General features: G+C 63.9%; 11 protein-coding genes. 6 read left to right on the top strand and 5 right to left on the bottom strand.

Annotation, left to right across the window (positions count from 1 at the left end; genetic code table 11):
- The first annotated feature begins 97 nt into the window (after positions 1-97).
- The 3 genes from FGE21_RS14265 (at position 98) to FGE21_RS14255 (ending at position 3,558) form a co-directional block, all read left to right on the top strand.
- A complete protein-coding gene (locus FGE21_RS14265) occupies positions 98-385 on the top strand; it encodes a YggT family protein (protein WP_139663973.1) in 288 nt (95 codons plus the stop codon).
- Between the two features lie 173 nt (positions 386-558).
- Positions 559-2,598, top strand: coding sequence for a DNA helicase RecQ (gene recQ, locus FGE21_RS14260; protein ID WP_139663972.1), 2,040 nt, complete (start codon positions 559-561; stop codon positions 2,596-2,598).
- A gap of 204 nt (positions 2,599-2,802) precedes the next feature.
- Positions 2,803-3,558, top strand: a complete 756-nt coding sequence (locus FGE21_RS14255) for a YaaA family protein (RefSeq protein WP_139663971.1) — start codon at positions 2,803-2,805, stop codon at positions 3,556-3,558.
- A gap of 136 nt (positions 3,559-3,694) precedes the next feature.
- Here the strand turns inward: FGE21_RS14255 and FGE21_RS14250 are convergent, their stop codons facing one another.
- The gene (locus tag FGE21_RS14250; RefSeq protein ID WP_139663970.1) at positions 3,695-5,980 is read right to left on the bottom strand and encodes a response regulator; all 2,286 of its coding nucleotides are present in this window, start codon (positions 5,978-5,980) and stop codon (positions 3,695-3,697) included.
- Positions 5,981-6,132: 152 nt separating this feature from the next.
- Here FGE21_RS14250 and FGE21_RS14245 point away from each other — a divergent pair, with 152 nt between their 5' ends.
- On the top strand, positions 6,133-11,598 hold the full coding sequence (locus FGE21_RS14245) for an alpha-2-macroglobulin family protein (protein WP_176695446.1): 5,466 nt from the start codon (positions 6,133-6,135) through the stop codon (positions 11,596-11,598).
- Positions 11,595-13,772 (top strand): penicillin-binding protein 1C, encoded by a 2,178-nt coding sequence (pbpC, locus tag FGE21_RS14240; protein ID WP_139663969.1) that lies wholly within the window; start codon positions 11,595-11,597, stop codon positions 13,770-13,772. Before FGE21_RS14245 ends, pbpC begins: the two co-directional genes overlap by 4 nt.
- A 123-nt stretch (positions 13,773-13,895) precedes the next feature.
- On the opposite strand, the gene FGE21_RS14235 is transcribed toward pbpC, so the two are convergent.
- From FGE21_RS14235 to FGE21_RS14220, 4 genes are read right to left on the bottom strand one after another with little or no spacing between them, the layout of a single operon-like run.
- A complete protein-coding gene (locus FGE21_RS14235; RefSeq protein ID WP_139663968.1) occupies positions 13,896-15,938 on the bottom strand; it encodes a hypothetical protein in 2,043 nt (680 codons plus the stop codon).
- 44 nt (positions 15,939-15,982) lie between these two features.
- The gene (locus FGE21_RS14230; protein WP_139663967.1) at positions 15,983-18,754 is read right to left on the bottom strand and encodes a DUF4159 domain-containing protein; all 2,772 of its coding nucleotides are present in this window, start codon (positions 18,752-18,754) and stop codon (positions 15,983-15,985) included.
- Positions 18,751-19,605, bottom strand: a complete 855-nt coding sequence (locus FGE21_RS14225) for a DUF58 domain-containing protein (protein WP_139663966.1) — start codon at positions 19,603-19,605, stop codon at positions 18,751-18,753. The genes FGE21_RS14230 and FGE21_RS14225 overlap by 4 nt, the downstream gene beginning before the upstream one ends.
- A gap of 50 nt (positions 19,606-19,655) precedes the next feature.
- A complete protein-coding gene (locus tag FGE21_RS14220) occupies positions 19,656-20,663 on the bottom strand; it encodes a MoxR family ATPase (RefSeq protein WP_139663965.1) in 1,008 nt (335 codons plus the stop codon).
- 64 nt (positions 20,664-20,727) lie between these two features.
- Between FGE21_RS14220 and FGE21_RS14215 the strand changes: the two genes are divergently transcribed.
- The gene (locus FGE21_RS14215) at positions 20,728-21,309 is read left to right on the top strand and encodes a DUF1285 domain-containing protein (RefSeq protein ID WP_139664015.1); all 582 of its coding nucleotides are present in this window, start codon (positions 20,728-20,730) and stop codon (positions 21,307-21,309) included.
- Positions 21,310-21,534 lie beyond the last annotated feature (225 nt).

Below are 21,534 nucleotides of genomic sequence, written 5' to 3'. Positions count from 1 at the left end.
CCTGTTCACATAGCGTCAACCAGGGACCTTGCGGAAGGGTTGCGAAATCGGCATCTCCTGCCTACCTGTTACACGTCCGAAAAAGGAAGTTCGCAAGATGCAGTCACTGTTTCAAATCCTGATGCTGGTTCTGGACGTTGTCTGGTTCTTTATTATTGCCCATGTCATCATGAGCTGGTTGATCAACTTTCAGGTCCTGAACCTCAATCAACAGTTCGTGGCGCAGATCTGGTATGGTCTGAACCGCATTCTGGAGCCGATTTACGCGCCGGTGCGCCGCCTCATGCCCAATATGCAGGGCGTGGATCTGGCACCGCTGGTGGTGTTGATCGCGGTCTACGCGCTGCGCATCATCCTGACCAACAACGCAGCTGCATTCTACTGACACGATTGCGCGGATCCCGCAGGGGTGGCTGGCCTGCGCCTCTGCGCCCGGCCGTGTGTGCGGCGCGCTGCGTTGCTCATTGCGGGATCTGAAGCGGTTGCCCTTGTGCGCCGATTCGACCTGTGGGATTGTGCCGCCCAAATCATGAGCACCAAACCCACAGGCCACCCAGCATGACCGACGCAATCCCTCTGTTGCGCGAACTCTTCGGCTTCGACGGCTTTCGTCCCGGTCAGGAAGAGATCGTCGATGCTGTGACCGCGGGCGAAAACGTTCTGGCGATTATGCCGACGGGGGGTGGTAAATCCTTGTGCTTTCAGCTCCCCGCGTTGCTCCGTGAGGGGGTCACGGTGGTGATTTCACCGTTGATCGCCCTGATGCGCGATCAAGTCCGGGCGCTGCAGGAGGCGGGCGTTTGTGCCGGGGCGCTGACCTCCGGCAACACGGATGAAGAAACAGAAGCCGTTTGGAATGCTATCGAAGCCGGCGAGTTGAAGCTGCTCTATATGGCACCGGAGCGGCTGGCGGCCGGCAGTGCAATGGGGATGTTGCGGCGCATCGGCGTGTCCCTGATCGCGGTGGATGAGGCCCATTGCGTCAGCCAATGGGGGCATGATTTCCGTCCCGACTATCTGCGGATAGGGGAGCTGCGTCGCACGCTGGGCGTGCCACTGGCGGCTTTTACCGCGACAGCAGATCAGGAAACGCAGGAAGAAATCGTCCGGAAACTGTTCGATGGGGAGCCGCCACGGGCCTTCCTGCGTGGGTTTGACCGTCCAAATATCCACCTCGCCTTTGCCGCCAAGGACAGCCCGCGCAAGCAGATCCTCGATTTTGCCGCTGCCCGGCGTGGCCAGTCAGGCATCGTCTATTGCGGCACCCGCGCCAAGACCGAAGATATCGCGCGGGCGCTGGACGCGTCCGGCCACGTGGCGTGTCACTACCATGGTGGCATGGACGCCGGGGACCGACGCAGGGTCGAGACCCGCTTTGCCCGCGAGGACGGGTTGATTGTGGTGGCAACCGTGGCCTTCGGCATGGGCATTGACAAGCCGGACATCCGTTGGGTGGCCCATGCTGATCTGCCGAAATCGATCGAGGCTTATTACCAGGAGATCGGGCGGGGTGGGCGCGATGGGGCGCCGGCCGAGACGATGACGCTGTTCGGTCCCGAAGATATACGGCTGCGCCGGACGCAGATCGACGAAGGGCTGGCACCACCGGAACGACGTACGGCGGATCATGCCCGGCTGAATGCGCTGCTTGGGCTCGCCGAGGCGATGACCTGTCGCCGCCAGACGTTGCTGGGGTATTTTGGCGAAGAGGCCGGTCCATGCGGCAATTGCGACCTCTGCGATACGCCGGTGGCGACATTTGACGGCACCGTGGCCGTGCGCAAGGCCTTGTCGGCGATGTTGCGCACCGATGAGACCTACGGCGCCGGGCATCTGATCGATATACTGGTCGGCAACGCCACGGACCGGGTGCGGCAGAAAAAGCACGACGATCTGTCAGTCTTTGCCTGTGGCAAGGAACATAGCAAACCGCAATGGCAGGCGATCTTCCGGCAGATGATGGGCCGTGATCTGGTGCGTCCCGATCCCGAACGTCACGGGGCGCTGCGAATGACCGAACCGGCTCTGCCGATCCTGCGGGGCGAAGCAGAGATAACTTTGCGCAAGGACACGGTGAAATCCGCCACGCGCCGCCCGGCCGTCAGGGAATTGGTCTCGGAAGAGGACGCCCCGCTGATGTCGGCCCTCAAGGCAAAACGCAGGGCGCTCGCGGAGTCGCAGAAAGTGCCGGCCTATGTGATCTTCCCGGACCGGACCTTGATCGAAATGGCGGAGCAGCGGCCGCAAACGCTTGATGAGATGGCGCGGATCAGCGGAGTAGGGGCCAAGAAGCTGGACCGATATGGCGATGACTTTCTGAACGTCATCACCGGAGAGGCCGCCGCGCTGCACCCGGCGCGGCGCAAGCTGGCGGGCCGCGAACAAGGGTCGATTTATGACACGCTTCTTGAGGTTCAGGCGCAGTTGCAACGCGGCGATTGTGGAACGCAGAAGCCGTTGACGTGCTCGGCCTCGATGCTGGCAAAGGTGGCTCAGATGCGCAGTGACGACCGGACCGGGCTGGAGCGTCTGCTGGGGGAGCGCCGCGCCGAACGTTTCGCGATGGCGTTTCTGGATGTCCTGCGCGGCGCAGGATAGCTCGGGTCTGCTGTCATATACCAGTCAGCCGCCTGCCATATCCTGTTGGGTCAGGGCTGATCATTGACCATATCCTGGGCTATGGGTCGCGTTGGAAACCGCTCTGGGCTGTTGCCTTGTCGATGCAAAAGAGGCTAGTCCGCCTGTATTCCCCGGAAAGCGACCAGTTTTTCCGAACCGCACAAAACATACGGAGACCTCCCGGTGATCATTTTGCTTTCGCCCGCCAAGAATGTGAACGAGCAACGGGCTGCGGGGCAGGCGACGACAGTGCCGCGGTTTCTCGATCAGGCCGAAGAGCTGGTGACCGTCGCGCGCCAGTGGTCCGAGGCTGAAATCAGCGCGATCATGAAAGTCTCCCCCGCGATTGCCGAATTGAACCGTGCCCGCTTTCGGGCCTGGCGGCGGGACGGAGACTGCGCGGCCGGGCTGATGTTCGACGGTGATGTCTATAAGGAACTTGAGTTTGCAACGCTGAACGATGTGGCGCGCAGCGATGCGCCCCGACGGCTGCGCCTGCTGTCGGGTCTCTACGGTCTGCTTCGCCCGACTGATGGGGTTTGCGCGTATCGCCTTGAGATGGGACGAAAATGCCCGGGCCATGCAGCGGGCACTCTCTACAAATTCTGGGGCTCCCGGATCGCAGAGGCCATCGTGCAGGACGCTGCCGCAGTGGACACCGACAGGGTGCTTAATCTCGCTTCCGAGGAATATGGCAAAGCCGTGAACCGGGACGCTTTGGGCGGGCTGTCGATGGTCAGTCCGCGCTTTGAAGAGGATCGTGGAGGCGTACGGCGTGTGATTGGGATCGCCGCAAAGCGCGCACGGGGCGCGATGGCGCGCTGGGTCCTTGAAACCGGCGTCACATCCCCCTCCGACATTGAGGCTTTCAATGTCGGAGGCTATGCCTTTGATGCCGCATCCTCGACCCCGGAGCAGCCGGTATTTGTCCGATCCTGACACCAGTCAGCCGGTGGCGAGCAGGACGGTTTGCAGGGGGTGTATTCAATGCGACGTCGCCGCGGTTCGCGCGGCGGCCAGTGGCCGTACTATAGGTTCATGCCCAGCCCGATCCGCGAGTGTTCTGCTCTGCGGGTCAGGCGGTTGCGCGCAGATCTCCGTTTTTGCGTTCTGTGATCAGCGGCGCGACACCAGACGGCACATTGTTCATGATACGCTCGTGAATGAGGCCTTTGCGCAGGGGCTTGGTCAGATAGTCATCCAGGCCCGCTGCGAGGATCCCCTCGGAGTCCCCGTCCATGGCATGTGCCGTCAGGGCGACGATCTGCACGCGAGAGGACGAGGTCTTTTCCAGTTCGCGAATAACTTGAGTGGCTTCTTTTCCGTCCATCTTGGGCATGGAAATATCCATGAATATCAGATCGGGTGCAAAGCTCTGGTAGAGGTCTACCGCCTCCTGACCGTTATTTGCAAACTGCAGGTCAATGTTCAGGTCTTTTACCATCTTGCGGAATACGAGCTGGTTGGTGCGGTTGTCCTCTGCCGCCATGACCCGCATGCGCGGCAAATCCGCGCCGTCCGGATGCGCCGAATCTGCGCATTCGGACGATGGCTCAGATGATGTTTCGGATGATACCTCAGGCGTTACATCGTCCATGTCGCCGAGGCTAGGACAGCGGGGCGGGCTGGGAAGTTTGGGTGTGTCCAGCGAGGAGAGAGCAGTGAACAGGGCACCGCGTGGCAGAGGTTTTTGCAGCACACCGGCAAAGATATCCTGAATCGACAGGTCGCGAATATCGGCCGGGTCCGACGTGAGCAGCAACACCGGCACATCTTGCCAGTCATGGCGCAGGCTGCGCGCGAGTTTCACACCGTCCATACCAGGCAGGTTCCGGTCGGTGACCACCAGATCGATGTCTTTCGACATTTTTTCGAGAGCTTCCGCACCGCTGGAGACCGGCGTTACCTGCAGCCCGAGCCGCTGCAATTGACGGTTCAGAATTTCGCGGTTGATCTGCATATCGTCCACAATCATCACATGGTGCAGATTCTGCGGCATGTCAGGCGCATTGACCTTGCTGCCGTCTGCAACCACCAGGGGCAACCGGAAACCAAAACAGGATCCGACACCGAAATCGCTTTCGACCCAGATCTCCCCATCCATCATCTTGATCAGCCGTTCGGTGATCGCGAGACCAAGGCCAGTGCCTTCAAACTCCCGGTTGGTGGCGTCTTCAACCTGATTGAACTCGCCAAAGATGTGGTTGATCTTTTCCTTCGGGATACCAATTCCGGTATCTTCGATGGAAATATGAAGCATCACAGTGTTGTCCTCGGGATGCGGCACGCCGGTCACGCGAGCCGTTACGTGGCCATGGTTGGTGAATTTGACCGCGTTTCCGATCAGGTTGGTCAGGATCTGGCGTATGCGCCCCGGGTCGCCGACAAAATTGGTCGGCATGAAAAGATCATAGTCCACCAACAGTGTCAGCCCCTTGTCACGGGCGTTCGCCTGCAGCAGCATGATCACCTCATGCATGCAGGCTTCGAGGTCGAAAGGTTCCGGGTTCAGAACCAGTTTTTCCGCCTCGATCTTGGAATAGTCGAGCACATCATTGATGATCACCAACAGTGCTTCGCCCGAGTTCTTGATGGTGCCGGCGTAGAGGCGCTGTTCTTCGGTCAGCGGGGTATCGTTCAAAAGTTCGGCCATGCCGACGACGCCGTTCATCGGGGTGCGGATCTCATGGCTCATATTGGCGAGAAAGGCCGACTTTGCGCGGTTCGCGGCTTCGGCGCGCTCGCGGGCGGTGCGCAGCTCTTCCTCATAGTGGACAGTTGCGGTGATATCGAGCGCCAGGCTGACGATATCGCCGTCAAAACCGCGTTGGTCGATCAGCTTCACGTAGCGGTCGTTCCACAGTCTGACCACCGTGGCTTCGGGGGCGGGTGACATCCAGCGTTCGGTCATCATCGCGCGCCAGGCATCGGCAGACAGCTCTTCGGTGTCGATCAGCCCTTCGTCTGTGAGGATCTGAAGAATGCGGACATAGGACACCCCCGGAGAGACCTCTTCGACCCCTTCGAAGATATTCAGATAGGCGGTATTGGCCCCGATCAGTTTGCTGTTGCTGTCGAAAAACGCAAATCCGTCCTGAAAGGCCTGTATCGAATGCCACAGCCGCCGCTCGGCCTGTTCGACCTTTTCGTTCGCGGTATTCAGGTCGCTTTTGACCCGTTCATTTTCATGCCGGAACGTTGCGATCTCGGCCTGCGTGGCGCCAATGCGTCTGGTCAGCGCAAGCGCATGCCGACCGAGCTTGCGGTTCGCATCGGTCAACTCTGCTTGTTTCAGCTCCAGAAGTCGCTCTGCCGCCAGCCGGGCCCTGCGCTCCTGTGCCAGTTTTTCAGCAAGCGACATTCGCGCCAACTCCAGCTTTCTTCGTCATCCACACCTGCAGGCACATCCTCGCATGCAATTCTTAATTTGCCTTTAGCGTCGCTGTTACGATGCTGGTCCTTGCTATGAGGTTAAGTGCATGTCAGCCTTTCCGTAGCGACAGGGAGGATTCCATGCGGCGACTGTTGATTTCATTCACATTTATTCTTGCATTTATTTCCGCTCATCTGGTGAGCGCAGCCGGTGACACGCCGCAGGTACTGCCGGATGCGCGCTTTGTCACTCAACCGGATACTGACCATTTCGGGGCAGACCTGCAGGCGATTTTCGATACCTCGCTGCAGGCCTGTCAGCGGGCCTGCAGCACTCAGGCGGCCTGTGTCGGTTTGGTCTACAACCTAAAATCCAATGCGTGTTTTCCAAAATCCGAGCTGCGGGAACCCTCGCCATTCTCTGGTGCGCTGACGCTGCGCAAACTGAAGCAGGACCCGCAGCTTGCTTTGCGGGCGAATGAACGCGCCGGGCGTCTGGAGGGTATCAACCCGCCGGATATTGAAGCGGCACGTTCCCTGGCGCTCGGCATCGGTCGCCGCTATCCGCTGAGCGGCCGCCGCCTCGGGGTATTGATTGATGAGGCGCGGAAACTGTCCGCCAGTGGCAACGCAACCCTGGCCGCCAGATGGATGGGCGAGGCGGTAGCGCTGAGCGATGCGCCTGATCTCTGGGTGGAATACGCGCGCTTCATTGCGGCACTTCCAGCCTCTTCCGCCAGCGAAACCCGACGCAATATCGCCGAGGCGCTCGCGGCGTCATTGAATGGATACCTGCGGGCAGATGCGCCGGGCTTGCAGGTGACCGCACTTGTCGAAGCCGCGCCGCTTCTGGAAAGGCTGGGCCGGGGCCGCGACATGATATCCCTCTTGCGGCGGGCAGAGGAGATTGCCCCTCGTCACGAGATCTCTGTGATGTTGGAGGATGCCATCGCGAAATACGGTTTTCGCGTCAGCGACACGCGGGTTGAGGCAGATGGCGCCGATCCCCGGCTCTGCATCGCGTTTTCCGAAGATCTGGCGCGCAGGGATGTCACCTATGGCGATTATCTGAAATCGGATGCCACCGGGCTGGCGACAGAAGCCAACGGGCGTGAACTGTGCCTGTCCGGGCTGGATCATGGTCAGCATCTGCGTCTGACCCTGCGCCGGGGGCTGCCTGCGGCCAGTGGGGAAACCCTGTCCAAGGATGTGACGCTCAGCCATTATATCCGCGACCGCCGCCCGTCGGTGCGGTTCCCCGGCCGGGCCTATGTTCTGGCACGGAGCGCGACTACGGCGCTGCCGGTGGAAACGGTCAACACCACGGCGCTCGATCTGGAGCTGTTCCGTATCAGCGACCGCAATTTGCTGCGCAGCATGCAGGAGGACTATTTCGCCCGCCCGCTCAGCTATTGGCAGAGCGAGAGCTTTGATGAAACGATGGCAGAAAACCTGTGGTCCGGAACCGCCGAGGTGGTGCAGGATCTCAATCGCGATGTGACCACGCGCTTGCCGCTCGGCGAGGTGCTGCGGGATCAACCTGTCGGGATCTATGCCCTGAGCGCCGCAATTCCCGGCGCCGACCCCTATGATGATCCGGCGGCGATGCAGTGGTTCGTGCTGACGGATCTGGGATTGAGTTCCATGGCCGGTGCCGATGGGCTGCATGTGCAGGTCATGGGGCTGTCTGACGCCGGGGCGCGGGCCGGTATCACAGTGGAGCTGATATCCGAGGCCAATGCGGTGATCTCCCGGTCGGTGACCGATGACACGGGCTATGCGCATTTCGCGCCGGGGTTGACCCGGGGCCGGGGCAGCGCTGCACCGGCGATGATCGTGGCGCGCGCCGGAGAGGCGGACTTTGCCTTTTTGTCGCTGCGCGATGCCGGCTTTGACCTGTCCGATCGCGGCGTCGAAGGCCGCGCGGCACCCGGGCCGGTGGATGTCTTCCTGACGACGGACCGCGGCGCCTATCGCGCGGGCGAAACCATCCACGCCACAGCCCTTGCGCGCGACCCGCAGGCGCAGGCTATCGACGCGCTGCCGCTGACTGCGATTTTGAAACGGCCCGATGGCGTGGAATATTCGCGCCACGTCTCGGACGGCGGTCAGGCTGGGGGGCATGTCTTTGCATTGCCGGTGGGCGAGACTGCGCCGCGTGGCGCCTGGGCCGTGGAAATCTACGCCGACCCCACCTCTGACCCGGTGAGCCGGGAAACCGTACTGGTTGAGGATTTCCTGCCGGAGCGGATTGATTTCGAACAGCACATCCGCGACGCAGCCGGCTTGCGCCCGGGCGGTCAGATGCTTGTCGACATTCAGGCGCGCTTTTTGTTCGGCGCGCCCGGCGCCGGGTTGTCGGTCGAAGGTGACATCTCGCTGCAGCCGGTGCGCCAGCTTGCGGATTGGCCGGGCTATCGCTTTGGCCGCTATGACGCCGAGGTCACGCGTCAGACCCGGTTCTTCAGCGCCGAAGATACCGATGCAACAGGCCAGGTGCTGGCGGTTGGCGAGCTCCCTGACACCGAGGCGGAAGGCCTGCCGCTGGAGGCACGGCTGCGCAGTCGGCTGTCCGATGGATCTGCCCGCCCGGTCGAACGTGAGATGACGGTCCCGATGCGCCCGGCCACTCCCGTGATTGGCATAAAGACGCATTTTGCGGAGGATGTGGTGGCCGAAGGCACCGAAGCGGGGTTCGATCTGATCGCGCTCGACGCGGATCTGACAGCGACCCCGATGCAGGTGCAATGGGTGCTGAACCGCATAGAGACCCGCTACCAGTGGTATCAGCTCTATGGCAACTGGGAGTGGGAGCCGATCACGCGCCGCGAACGTATTGCCAGCGGGCAGGCGCTCCTGGGTCAGGATCCGGTATCTGTTGCCGCGCCTGTGGACTGGGGACGGTATGAACTGGTGGTCGAACGGGTCGGCGGGGACTATGTGACGGCGGCACAGGATTTCTATGCGGGCTGGTACATGCCTGCTTCTGACGCGGCAACGCCGGACCGGCTTGAGCTGTCGTTGGATGCCGATACCTACGGTCCCGGTGACACGGTGCGGTTGCGGATCGTGGCGCAGGCACCGGGCACTGCGTTGATCTCGGTCATCGGCAGCGAACTGATCGAGCGGCAGGCGGTGGAGGTCACGGCAGGGGAAAACGTGATCCCGCTGACCGTCAGTCCCGATTGGGGCAGCGGCGCCTATGTCGCGGCCTCCGTCATTCAGCCGGCCGCCAATCGCGAGGCGCGGACGCCTGTACGCGCGCTGGGCATTGCCCATGCTTCAGTGGTGCAACCGGGGCAGGAGTTGACCGTTGCCATTGATGTGCCGGAGGTCACGCGCCCGCGTCAGACCATAGATGCCGTCGTGCAGGTCAGCGGAGCGCGGCCGGGTGAGGAGGTCTGGGTGACCCTTGCGGCTGTGGATGTCGGTATTTTGAACCTCACCGGCTTCCGAAGCCCTGACCCCGCAGGCTATTTTCATGGGCAGCGACAGTTGGGTATGGAGTTGCGCGACCTCTACGGGCGCCTGATTGATCCGGGCAATGGTGCCCTTGGCCGACTGCGCTCCGGTGGCGATGCCGGGCAGACCGCGCAGTTCCAGTCACCGCCCCCAACGCAGGATCTGATGTCGGTGTTTCATGGTCCTGTGCGGCTGGATGCGCAGGGGCGTGCGGCCTTGCCGGTTGCCTTGCCGGAGTTCAACGGAACTGTTCGGCTGATGGCTGTCGCGTGGTCTGACCGATCGGTAGGGCAAGCGGAGGCCGATATGATTGTACGCGATCCGGTTGTGGTGACCGCGTCGCTGCCACGCTTTATGGCGCCGGGAGACCGCAGCCGGATCCGGTTGGATATCACCCACGCCGATGGTCCGGCGGGAGAGGTCGACCTGCTGGCCGAGGTTCTCGGTGCGGGCCTCGTGCTGGGCGAGCTTCCGGCTTCGGTGACCCTCGCGGAGCAGGGCCGTGTGATGCTGGATCTTCCGGTCAGCGCAACCCTGCTGGGCGATCCGGAGGTGCGGCTGACGATAACGCCACCGGGGGGGGCGGCGCTGCAGCAGATCCTGCGCCTGCCGGTGCGGGCCAACGATCCGGAAGTGTCGGAGACGCGACGCTTTTCGCTTGCTGGCGGGGACAGCTTTCACTTTGGCGCGGATGTGTTTGACGGGCTGCGCCCCGGCAGTGCGCGGGCTGTAATATCGGCTGGTCCGCTGGCGCAGTTTGACGTGCCGGGGCTGCTCAGCCAGCTTGACGGCTACCCCTATGGCTGCACCGAGCAGATCACGTCCAGGGCGCTGCCGCTCCTGTATCTGTCATCAGTGGCAGAGGCCGCGGGCTTGGGCGACGGTCCCCGGGTCGATGCGCGGATCGATGACGCCATTCGCAAGGTGCTCACCCGGCAAGCGGCCAACGGAGCCTTTGGGCTCTGGCGCGCCGAGAGCGGTGACCTGTGGTTGGATGCCTATGTGTCGGATTTCCTGAGCCGGGCGCGGACGCAGGGCTACGGCGTGCCGGATCAGGCCTTTGCCCGCGCGATGGACAATCTGCGAAACCGGCTGAACTATGCCCCCGACTTTGACAGTGGCGGCGAGGAGATCGCCTATGCCCTGTTCGTTCTGGCGCGCGAGGGGGCCGCCGCAATGGGAGATTTGCGCTATTATGCCGATGTGAAGGCCGATGCGTTCTCCACCCCCATGGCGGCTGCGCAACTGGGCGCAGCGCTCGCGGCCTATGGCGATCAGCGCCGGGCTGACGAGTTGTTTGATCGCGCAGCGCGGATGATTGCCGCAGCGGAAGCAGAGCCGGGGCAGGCGAACGAAACAGCGGTCCTGCGGGTGGACTACGGCACGGAATTGCGCGATAGCGCCGCCGTCCTGGCATTGGCCACCGAGGCGGGCAGCCTGGCTGTCGACCGTGATGCGCTAGGGGCCCGGCTGAGCGCGTCGGAGGGCCTCCGCTCGACCCAGGAGGCGGCCTGGAGTTTGATGGCGGCGCAGGCCTTGGTGAGCCACCCGGAAGACTCCGGCCTCCTGGTCAATGGTCAGCCGGTTGGCGGCGCCTTTGTCGAGGTGACGGAGGGTGGCCATGCGCGTGACTTGTCCATAACTGCCCGGGCCGGTGGCCGGACGGACATCACCCTGACGCGGATCGGCGTACCGGTGGTTCCGCCCTCGGCCCGGGGCTATGGCTTTTCGCTGACCCGGGAATATTACACGCCGGAGGGAGAGCCGGTGGATCTGGCTTCGGTGGCTGTCGGAACGCGTCTGGTGGCCGTCTTGCGCGTGCATCCGGCCGAGGATATCGGGGCGCGGCTGATGGTGAATGACCCGCTGCCGGCGGGGCTGGAGATTGATAATCCGACCCTGTTGCGCTCGGGGGATTTGCGGGATCTGGATTGGTTGTCCCTTTGGGACGCGGATCACACGGAGTTCCGTTCGGATCGGTTTTTGGCGGCGGTGACCAGCACGGGCGATGAAACAATCACGCTCGCCTATATGGTCCGCGCCGTCAGCCCGGGCACATTTCATCACCCCGCCGCGTCCGTGGAGGACATGTATCGTCCAGCCTATCGCGCGAATACAGCGGCCGGTCGATTGCAGGTTCAATGACCAGATATCTGCCGTTTGCCTCGCGTCAAGGGAGATGGTCTGCGCGCGGGCGCCCGGCCCCTGCCGGGACCGGGCGCTGCCCGACCGTAGGGTCGGGCCGGAGCGCGAGGCGCTCCGATGGGGGCAGTCTGATCGGGGCGCGCGCATGGATATTGTTCGTTTTGATACTGCTGGTCCTGGCGAGCAAAGTCGCCAACCATTGGGTCGAGGTGACCGTTCTGCCACAGACGCTTGCGGCAACCTCCGTCGAGGTCCGGGACCGGGAGGGACGGCTGCTGCGGGCCTATCCGGTGGAGGACGGCCGGTGGCGGCTCCGCACCGGGCTTGCGGATGTGGATCCTGCCTACCTGCGGATGCTGATCGCCTATGAGGACAAGCGGTTCTACTCGCACAGCGGCATTGATCCACTGGCGATGCTGCGGGTCCTTGGACAGGCGCTGCGTGATCAGCGGACGCGGTCCGGGGGGTCGACCCTGACGATGCAGGTCGCTCGGCTGCTGGAGAATGGGACCACGGGGCGGCTTGCCGGAAAACTGCGTCAGATGCGTGTGGCGCTGGCATTGGAGCGGCGGTTGAGCAAGGAGGAGATCCTTGCGCTCTACCTCACGCATGCTCCGTTCGGGGGCAATCTCGAAGGGGTCCGTGCGGCCAGCTATGCGTGGTTCGGAAAGGAGCCGCACCGGTTGACGGCGGCCGAAAGCGCCCTGCTCGTGGCGTTGCCGCAATCCCCCGAGCGGCGTCGGCCTGACCTTTCGGTAGGGGAGGCGCGATCCGCGCGCAACCGGGTTCTGGCGCGGAGCCAATCCGCCGGTCTGCTCCCGCAGGAGGTCGTGCTTCGGGCCAAGCGGGCCCCGCTCCCGACCACGCGGCGGCCATTCCCGCTTCTGGCGCCGCATCTTGGGGACCATCTTCGTGCTGTCGCCCCCACGCAAGGCCAGTTTGATGTGACTTTGGATCGCGACCTTCAGATCCGGCTGCAAGCTGTCCTGAAGCGCAGAACGCAGGCCGCTGAGGCCCGATTGGGGGCCGCGATGATCGTGGCAGACTACCGGAACGGAGAGATCCTCGCGGCGCTTGGCGCACCGGATTATACCAATACGGCGCGGCGTGGGTTCATAGATATGTCCACCGCATATCGCTCGCCGGGGTCGACCCTCAAGCCGCTGATCTATGGGCTGGCGTTTGACGAAGGTCTGGTACACCCGGATACGCTGATGTCGGACGCTCCCATGTCCTTTGGCGGATATGCGCCGCAGAATTTCGACGGTCGGTTCCGGGGGGATGTGCGGGTGCGTGACGCCTTGCAGATGTCGCTGAACACGCCGGTTGTGGCGCTGACCGATGCGCTCGGTCCGTCGCGGTTGATGGGGGCCATGCGGCGGGCGGGGATGCAACCTGTCCTGCCCGGTGGCAAGGCGGGGCTGGCGGTCAGCCTTGGGGGCGTCGGGGTCAGCCTGCGCGATCTGGTTCAGCTCTACGCGGTGTTGGCGGCAGGGGGAACGGGGCCTGTCCTGAGGACCTCACTTGAAACACGCGGCGAAACTGATCGTGTGATCTCTCCGGTGGCCGCGTGGTATCTGAGCGACATTCTGCGCGACCTGCCCGTGCCGCAGGGGGGCCGCCCTGGCGTCTTGCCCTATAAGACCGGCACGTCCTATGGCCACAGGGATGCCTGGGCCGTGGGGTGGGACGGGCGGCATGTGATCGGGGTATGGCTCGGGCGCGCGGATGGCACCCCGGTGCCGGGCGTCTTCGGGGCGGATCTTGCCGCGCCCCTGTTGTTCGAGGCTTTTGCGGTTCTGAAGCCAGAGTTGGATCCGTTGCAGCCGCCGCCTGCGAATGCGCTGATCCTGGGGTCGGCAGAATTGCCACTGCCGCTTCAGCGTTTTCGGGGGCGCGACACCGCGTTCCTGGGGGGGGCGCCGACGGCGCCGGAGGTGGTCTTTCCACCTGATATGGCGAAATTGGCGCTGCAGGAGGGGCAGTTGGCGTTGAAACTGCGTGGCGGTCGTTCGCCTTTTACTGTGCTTGCGAATGGGGTGCCGGTGGCCCGGGGTCTGCGGTCCCGGAGTATCAACCTCCCGAGCCCCGGGCCGGGCCATGTCACGCTTGTGGTGGTCGACAAAGAGGGCCGGTCGGCCTCTGTCACCGTGGAGATTGACGAGGCGGGCTAGGAAGGGCCCTGCGCCGCCGCCAGAGGGGGCGCAACCACGGGCCGGGAGGGGAGTGGGGGACGGAACCGGGGCAGGCCGCTATCCTGCGTGCCGAAGCAAGGGCTCCTGGAGGGGGAGGCGGCTCTAGCTGCGGCCTTCGCGGAGCCAGGCCGTGATCAGCAGAGCAATGGCCAGCAGCAGGATCAGCCAGGGCGGCATCAGCGCGGTCTGCGTGACGGCGGTTGTTTCATAGGCGTTGCGGGGCACCAGACCAATCCAGCCCCTGCCTGCGGCGGGTCGGCCCTGCCGGATATTGCGCAGCACCGGCAGGCCCTGTTCCAATGCCATTGCGCCCCCGCGCAGGGCGCGGACCACGGGCTCCATCACCTGGGCGGTCGCGATGGTCTGTTCGAATTCGCGCGGCGCGGCGGGGCCGAGGCCGATCACGGCTGTCTCGCTGCCCTCCTCAAGACGATAGAGACCGATCTGATCGCTTTCATACTGCCCTTCCCAGAGGCCGGGGCCCGTCTCTGACAGGGTGACATTTGCCAGGGTGCCATCCGGCGCGGTTACGGTGACGGTGCCTACCTCCTCGCCCAGCGTGCGCCGCCTGATGTGGATGCGTGTGCCGGTGGCGTCGGCTGTCAGCACCTCTTCTTCCAGTTCGGGCTCTTTCATCATCCAATGGGCCAGTCGCCGCAGCAATTCAAGCTGCGGTCCGCCGCCTTCGTAGCCCCGGCTCCAGAGCCAGGCGTGGTCGGAGGCGAGAAGTGCCACGCGGCCCTCACCGACGCGGTCCAAGAGAAGCAGCGGGCGCTGATCGACCCCCTCCATCAGGATGGAGCCGCTGGTGGGTTCCAGTTCGATCTGGCGCATCCAGCGGCCCCAATCTGCGGCCCCGGTCAATTCCGCCGTCACAGGATGCTGCAGACCAATCGCGCTGAGCGCCGGGCGGTAGGGCTCTTCGATCACGCGGGCGGAGGGGCGCGCGGGCAAAACCTCGGCGAGGGGGGTGCGGAATATACTGTCCGCGCTGGCGAAATCCGGTCCGGCTGCGACCAGGACTGCGCCGCCGGACCGGACATAGTTGGCCACATTGTCGAGGTAGACCGAAGGCAGGATGCCACGCCGTTTGTAGCGATCAAAGATGATCAGATCGAAATCCTCGATCTTTTCGAGGAAAAGCTCGCGCGTTGGAAACGCAATCAGCGACAATTCATCGACCGGCACGCCGTCCTGTTTCTCGGGCGGGCGCAAAATGGTGAAATGCACAAGATCCACGGCGCTGTCGGATTTCAGCAGGTTGCGCCATGTGCGCCCTCCCGGATGGGGCGCGCCGGACACCAGAAGCACCCGCAGACGGTCGCGAACGCCGTTGATCTGCAGGAGGGCCGCATTGTTGCGCGGGGTCAGTTCACCTTCGGCTTCGGGAACGCGGAATTCGATCACGTTGCGCCCGCCATGGGGCAGGGTCAGCGGCAAGTCGAAATCAACGCCGACAGGAAGGCGGAAACTCTGCGCCGCGCCACCATCGACGGAGATCTGCAAATCCGTCAGCCGTTGACCGACAGGGACCGCGCCCTGATCCTCGACCCGGAGTGTGAGGGTGATCGGCTCGCCGATAATCCCGAATGACGGGGCGTTCCGGACGATCAGGCGGCGATCCCAGTCATCGGGACGACCGGTCAGCAACAGATGCAGGGGCGCAGGCAGATCCGGCGAGCGCTCGATGTCGTGAACCTGTCCGTCCGACAGGGCGATGATGCCCGCAACCCGCGCCCGTGGCTCGTCTGCAAGCGCCCGTGAAATTGTATCGAGCAACATGGTGCCGCCATCGTCGGCACCGTCATCGACGCTCACCCAGCGCACTTCGGTATTCGGTCGGTCGGCCAGGGCGTCTTCCAGTTCCGCCCTCGCCTGTGCCATTTGATCCGGCCGGTCAGAGAGGCGCTGGCTGGCGGTGTGATCTTCGGCAACGATGACAATATCGCTCAGGGGGCTGCGGTCTTCCTGTTGGATCACAGGGCCGCACAGGGCGGCCAGCAAAACGAGCGTTGCCCCCGCCCGCAGCCCCCATCCCCGCAGACGACGCCAGAGCGCCAGTCCGAGCGCGACAAGGCTGATCCCGGTCAGGGCAGCCAGAACCGGCCAGGGCACCAGGGGATCAAAAAGGATCGTTTGCGTCATCGCGATGGCGCTCCTTGCTGCGGGGTTGGTCGGTCAGCCATGAGCTATTGCCCCAGCCGGTCAAGCAGGGCCGGCACATGCACCTGATCGGATTTGTAGTTGCCGGTCAGCACATGCATCAGAAGGTTGACCCCGAACCGGCGGGCCAACTCTCGTTGCCGCTCGCCCGAAAATCCGCGCCCGACCGGGTAGAGCGGGACATTGTCTGCGTCGACCGCCCAGGCGGCCGCCCAATCGTTGCCGCCGATGACCACCGGCGTGACGCCGTCGTTGAGGTTGCGAAAGGGCAAACCCTCAACCTGTTCGGCATCGGGCGGCGCAGCCTCAACCCAGATTTGTCCGCGCGGAAAACGGCCGGGAAAATCCTGCAACAGATAGAAGGCGCGGGTCAGAACATGGTCGGCGGGCATCGGTTCCAGGGGTGGAATATCGAGGGGCAACGCCAGTTGTTGCAACCGCCGGGCCGCGCTGCTGGTGGCCCCGGCCAGCGCAAGATCCGCATCGCGGGTGTCAAACAGGATCATCCCGCCAGTGCGCAGATAGTCGTTGAGGCGGGCATAGGCATCGGATGAGGGCATCGGCTGCGCGTCGGTTACAGGCCAATAGAGAAAGGGAAAAAACGACAACTCGTCGGTTTCCAGATCAACGCCATAGGGGGCTGCCGGCTCCACCGAGGTCCGCAAGCGGAGCACATTTCCGAGGCCACGCAATCCTTCTTCGGCGATGCGATCCGTGTCGGCCTGTCCGGTTTTTACATAGGCGAGGGTCAGGTTGGCGGTCAGCTCTGTTGCCGTCCGCGTCGGTTGCGCCTGTCCGCTTTGCGGGGCGCCACCGATGGCCAGTCCGAGCGCGCATGCCAGCGCCAGGCTTGCGCCCCTTGCCGGAGACCAGAGACCCGACACCAACAGAGCCGCCACAACATCCACCGCCATCAACAGCAGGGCCAGCCCGATCAATGCGCCGGCCAAGGGGCGTTCCTTTGCCGCTTCGTACATCTGCACCGGAACCGTGGCAGGCCAGCGTGCCGACAGCAGCTCATCACCGTCGCGCAGCACGTTCCGGGCATAGGCGCGTTTGCCGCTGGTATAGAGCCCGGGTTGCAGGTCGGGCCCCGCCGGGCCTGCGATCAGGTCCGGTCCGGCCACACCGGCAAGGGTATCGGCGTCCACAAGGCGGCCGAAGCCGTCAAGCACTGCCGCGGCCTGCCATGTGGTGCCGTCCAGGTCTTCCGCTTCGGGTGGTTTGGCGACGGAAGAGATGGCAAGCCGCTCCAGCATCTCCACAAAAAGCCCGGAGAGGGGGAGGGTGCTCCATTCCGCATTGGCGGTGACGTGGAACAGGATCACCTGCCCCTGTCCAAGCGCCTTGCGGGTGACCAGGGGCGTCCCGTCGTTCAGCTCGGCCACCACACGATTTGCCAGTTCCGGATCCGGCTGCGCCATGACCTGAGACCCGATGGTGACTTCATCGGGAATGGTCAGGCCATAAAACGGGGTGCCTTCGGCGAAGGGGGCCAGCGATTTGGGCTCTCCCCAGCTCATGGCGCCGCCGATGCTGCGGCCGCCGATCCGCAGGCGAACCGGCATCAGGGGTTCCTCGGTGTCGCGGGCGGTATCGCTGGCTGCCAGACGGGGACCGGCGAACCGCAACAACAACCCGCCCTGTTCGACCCAGTCCACCAGAGCGGTCTCCTGATCCGGCGCCAGCCGCGCCACATCGGCGAGGATAACCACATCCGGATTGGCCGGCAAAAGGTCGATCAAGGCACCTTCCAGCAGCTCTGTGGAGGGCATCAGGGCCTGCCGCAGGTAGTGCAACGGCGACAGCAAGGCGAGACCTTCGTTGCTGCTCTGGGCAGAGATCAGGGCGACTTCGCGTCGGCGCAGGCGGTCGTCGGTCAGCGACACGGCCCCGGCGGAGCGGCTGTTCAGGATCTCAAAGCGGTTGATCCGTGCGCGCAGTTCCATCGGCAGGGTGAGCCTGCCCTCGGCGTGGGTCGAGTTTGCCTCAAAGGCCAGTGTGGCGGCGGCCAGGGCGCGTTCTGCGCCGCCCGGATCGGGGCCGATCGCCTGCACGGTGATGTCCTGTGGCAGTCCGGACGCGCTGCGCTGGGCGCGCAGGACAATCGCCCCGTCTTCGTAGGTGGCAGGCAGCAGGCCGAGCGTCGGTGTGGCACTTTCATAGACCTCGATCTCACCGTGATCGGACAGGGCGGCAACCAGGTCTGCGCGCCCTTCCATCGCCAGCCCATCGCTGAGCCAGAGCGTATCAAAGCCCCCTTCGGTTGCCGCAATCATGTCTTGGGCGAGTGTGAGCTGAGCCGGGCCGGGCGTCCAGGGCTGCGGCGCCATCCCGGCGAGCTGGCGGGTCCACTGCGGGGCGGAGAGGAACTGCAACGGCTCCGGCGCGGTCAGACGCAGCAGGGCCACGGGGCGACCGGCGCGCCCGGCCTCGGCCAGCTCTGCTTCGATCTGGGCGCGGTTCTGATCCCATCTCGGCGCGCCGGCCCAGCTGGAATCCAGAACAATCAGCAAAGGGCCGCGACCTCCGTAGTCCTGAGCCGGGTTCAGAACCGGACCGGACAGGCCGATGATCGCGGCGGCGACCGCCAGCATCCGGAGCAGCAGCAACCACCAGGGCGTGCGGTCCGACAGGCTTTCGTCATCGCGCAGCCCGAGCAGCAAGGTCACCGCCGGAAAGGGCTGGCGTTTCGGCGCAGGGGGAATGGCGCGCAGCAGCAACCACAGCAGGGGCAGCACCAGCAACCCCAACAGGAGCCAGGGACTGGTGAAACCGATGCCCGCGATCAGGGTCATGGGCGGCGCTCCAATGCGTGATAGAGCCACAGCAACCCGGATTGGGCACTGTCGCCGCTGTGATGCAGGCCCAGGGTCCAGCCGGCCGATCTGCAGAGGGCGTTGAGCGCATCCCGTCGCTCTGCCAGCCGCTCCAGATAGCGATCCCGCAGGGCCGAGGCCTTCAGCGTTTCATGACGGACATCTGCGGACATACTCTCAAACCGGGTGCGGCCGGCAAAGGGAAACTGCTCTTCGCTCGGGTCCAGCACCTGCAGCAGCACGCCGCGCAGCCCGCGATCGGCGGCCTTGGTCAAGGCGATTTCCAGCTCCCCGAACGGACCGAGAAAGTCGGAAACGAACAGCGCCCGTGCATGCGGGATCAGGCCACGGTGTTCGGGCGGCGCATAGGCCGCGGTGTCGTCGGTGGTGAAATGCTCTGCAATGCGCAGGATCTGGGCATTGCCGCGCCGCGGTGGCAACACACCGCCGGTCAGACCCACCCTTTCGCCGCCACGGACCATCAGCACCGCCGCCGCCAGCGCCAAAAGTCGCGCCCGTTCGATTTTCTGCGGCAGGCCCCCGTCAGAGGCAAAGCGCATGGATTGACCCTGATCGACCCAGAGATGAACGGTCTGAGCGATTTGCCATTCCCGCTCGCGGACGAATTGCTGATCGCCTCTGGCGGAGCGGCGGTGGTCAATCATACGGCGGCTGTCGCCTTGCTGAACCGGGCGGTATTGCCAGAAATCATCGCCCACGCCCGCGCGCCGACGACCGTGGTCCCCCAACAGGACGGCCCCGGCCAATTGTTGTGCCTGCACCAACAACGGCGGCAGGACGCTTGCGGCCTCTTCGGCGCGCGATCTCATCTGGCCGGCAGGGCCGCGTGCGGCCAGTGACCTGGAGGTCGAGGCCAGACTCACGCGGCGGCCTCGGCCCGGACCAGCTGCGCCGCGGTGTCATCAATCAGGCTGGCCAGGCTGTCGCCCCGTGCCCGGGCCGCAAAGTTGAGCTGCATGCGGTGGCTCAGCACAGGCCGGGCCATATCGATGACATCCTCCGGATTGGGGGCCAGCCGACCCTGCAAAAGCGCCCGAGCCCGGACCGCCAGCATCAGCGCCTGCGCCGCGCGCGGTCCCGGCCCCCAGGCCACGGTCTGTGCCACCCGCTCCGATACGCCCGGTTCATCGGGCCGAAAGGCGCGGACCAGATCCAGGATCAGCTCCACCACGGATTCGCCGACGGGCATACGGCGCAAAAGGGTCTGCGCCGCGATCAGCTCTTGTGTGGTGAAGACCTGATGAGCCTCTTCTTCTTCGGCACCGGTTGTCGCCAGCAGGATCGCGCGCTCTGTTTCGCGGTCAGGGTAATTGACGTCGATCTGCAGAAGAAACCGGTCCAGCTGGGCTTCTGGCAACGGATAGGTGCCTTCCTGCTCGATCGGGTTCTGGGTTGCCAGCACATGGAAGGGGGCGTCCAGTGGCCGGTCTTCGCCCGCGACGGTCACGGTTTTTTCCTGCATCGCCTGCAGCAGGGCGGATTGGGTTCGGGGGCTGGCCCGGTTGATTTCATCTGCCATCAGAAGTTGACAGAAAATAGGTCCCTCGACAAAGCGGAACGCCCGGGTGCCATCCGGCGCGGTGTCCAGCACCTCGGAGCCGAGGATATCCGCAGGCATCAGATCCGGAGTGAACTGCACCCGGTTGCCCTTCAGCCCCATCACCGTCGACAGGGCATCTACAAGCCGCGTCTTGCCCAGACCGGGCAGGCCGATCAACAGCCCATGGCCCCCACACAGCAGGGTCGCGAGGGTCAGGTCCACGACCCGCTCCTGACCGATGAACCGGCGGGTGATCGACTGGCGCGCCTCCTGAAGCTTGATTTCCAGCGTCTCGATGTCGGACAAAAGATCCTGTGGCTCGCTCATGACTTCCCTTCCCCTGGGCTTATATGGTTTGAGTGTACCGCGCAGAGATGAAATGGCAAAAGCAATGAATGGACAAAAAGCCGTGACCCCGACCGCTGATGCCCTTGTGGCGAGTGCAAAGGCCGCCGGAAAAGGCGGATTACCGCCGGTGCACCTGTGGAATCCGCCTTTCTGCGGCGATCTGGACATGCGCATTGCCCGTGATGGCACCTGGTTTTACCTTGGCACGCCGATTGGTCGCTTTGAACTGGTAAAGCTGTTTTCATCGATCCTGAAAAAGGAAGACGGCAAATATTTCCTCGTCACCCCGGTGGAAAAGGTCGGAATCACCGTCGATGATGCCCCTTTTGTCGCTGTGGATTTCGACGTGACTGACACAGGCGCAGCGCAGGTTTTGACCTTCCATACCCATGTCGGTGATCGTGTCTCGGCAGGACCGGACCATCCGATCCGGGTGGAGCGCGATGCCGCTACAGGCGAACCCGCCCCTTATGTGCATGTGCGCGCCGACCTTGAGGCATTGATAGACCGCAAGAGTTTCTATCGCCTGGTCGAGCTTGGTGAGAGCGTCGACGGTTGGTTTGGGCTTTGGTCAGGGGGGCAGTTTTTCCGCATGATCCCGGAAAACGAGCTGGATCTTACCTGAGTGCGTCAAATCGCTTGCCTGTGCCTGTGCCTGTTTCCAGTGCAGGGGCCAGTCTTTTGGGACCGCAGGCGCGGCCAACGGCAGGAATGAGCGCGGCCGTTAAAATTGCGCAAATCGCGGGCATTTTCTTTTGCCTGCAACAGGGCCATATCCTTTGACCAGACAACTGGTGCAGTTCAAAGTTAAAGTAAACCTTGCCGCAGCGGCTGGCTGCCTGTGGTAAGG

The organism is Phaeobacter sp. B1627, assembly GCF_006265095.1.
GTDB lineage: Bacteria > Pseudomonadota > Alphaproteobacteria > Rhodobacterales > Rhodobacteraceae > Epibacterium.
The sequence above is the reverse complement of the archived record's forward strand: the minus strand, read 5'-3'. Positions and strand labels throughout refer to the sequence as shown.

Excerpts from the sequence above, each read along its gene's own strand:
- FGE21_RS14215 (WP_139664015.1), top strand. The coding sequence starts at position 20,728 with ATGAATGGACAAAAAGCCGTGACCCCGACCGCTGATGCCCTTGTGGCG.
- recQ (WP_139663972.1), top strand. The coding sequence starts at position 559 with ATGACCGACGCAATCCCTCTGTTGCGCGAACTCTTCGGCTTCGACGGC.
- FGE21_RS14225 (WP_139663966.1), bottom strand. The coding sequence starts at position 19,605 with ATGAGATCGCGCGCCGAAGAGGCCGCAAGCGTCCTGCCGCCGTTGTTG.
- FGE21_RS14245 (WP_176695446.1), top strand. The coding sequence starts at position 6,133 with ATGCGGCGACTGTTGATTTCATTCACATTTATTCTTGCATTTATTTCC.
- FGE21_RS14220 (WP_139663965.1), bottom strand. The coding sequence starts at position 20,663 with ATGAGCGAGCCACAGGATCTTTTGTCCGACATCGAGACGCTGGAAATC.
- FGE21_RS14235 (WP_139663968.1), bottom strand. The coding sequence starts at position 15,938 with ATGACGCAAACGATCCTTTTTGATCCCCTGGTGCCCTGGCCGGTTCTG.
- FGE21_RS14250 (WP_139663970.1), bottom strand. The coding sequence starts at position 5,980 with ATGTCGCTTGCTGAAAAACTGGCACAGGAGCGCAGGGCCCGGCTGGCG.
- pbpC (WP_139663969.1), top strand. The coding sequence starts at position 11,595 with ATGACCAGATATCTGCCGTTTGCCTCGCGTCAAGGGAGATGGTCTGCG.
- FGE21_RS14265 (WP_139663973.1), top strand. The coding sequence starts at position 98 with ATGCAGTCACTGTTTCAAATCCTGATGCTGGTTCTGGACGTTGTCTGG.
- FGE21_RS14230 (WP_139663967.1), bottom strand. The coding sequence starts at position 18,754 with ATGACCCTGATCGCGGGCATCGGTTTCACCAGTCCCTGGCTCCTGTTG.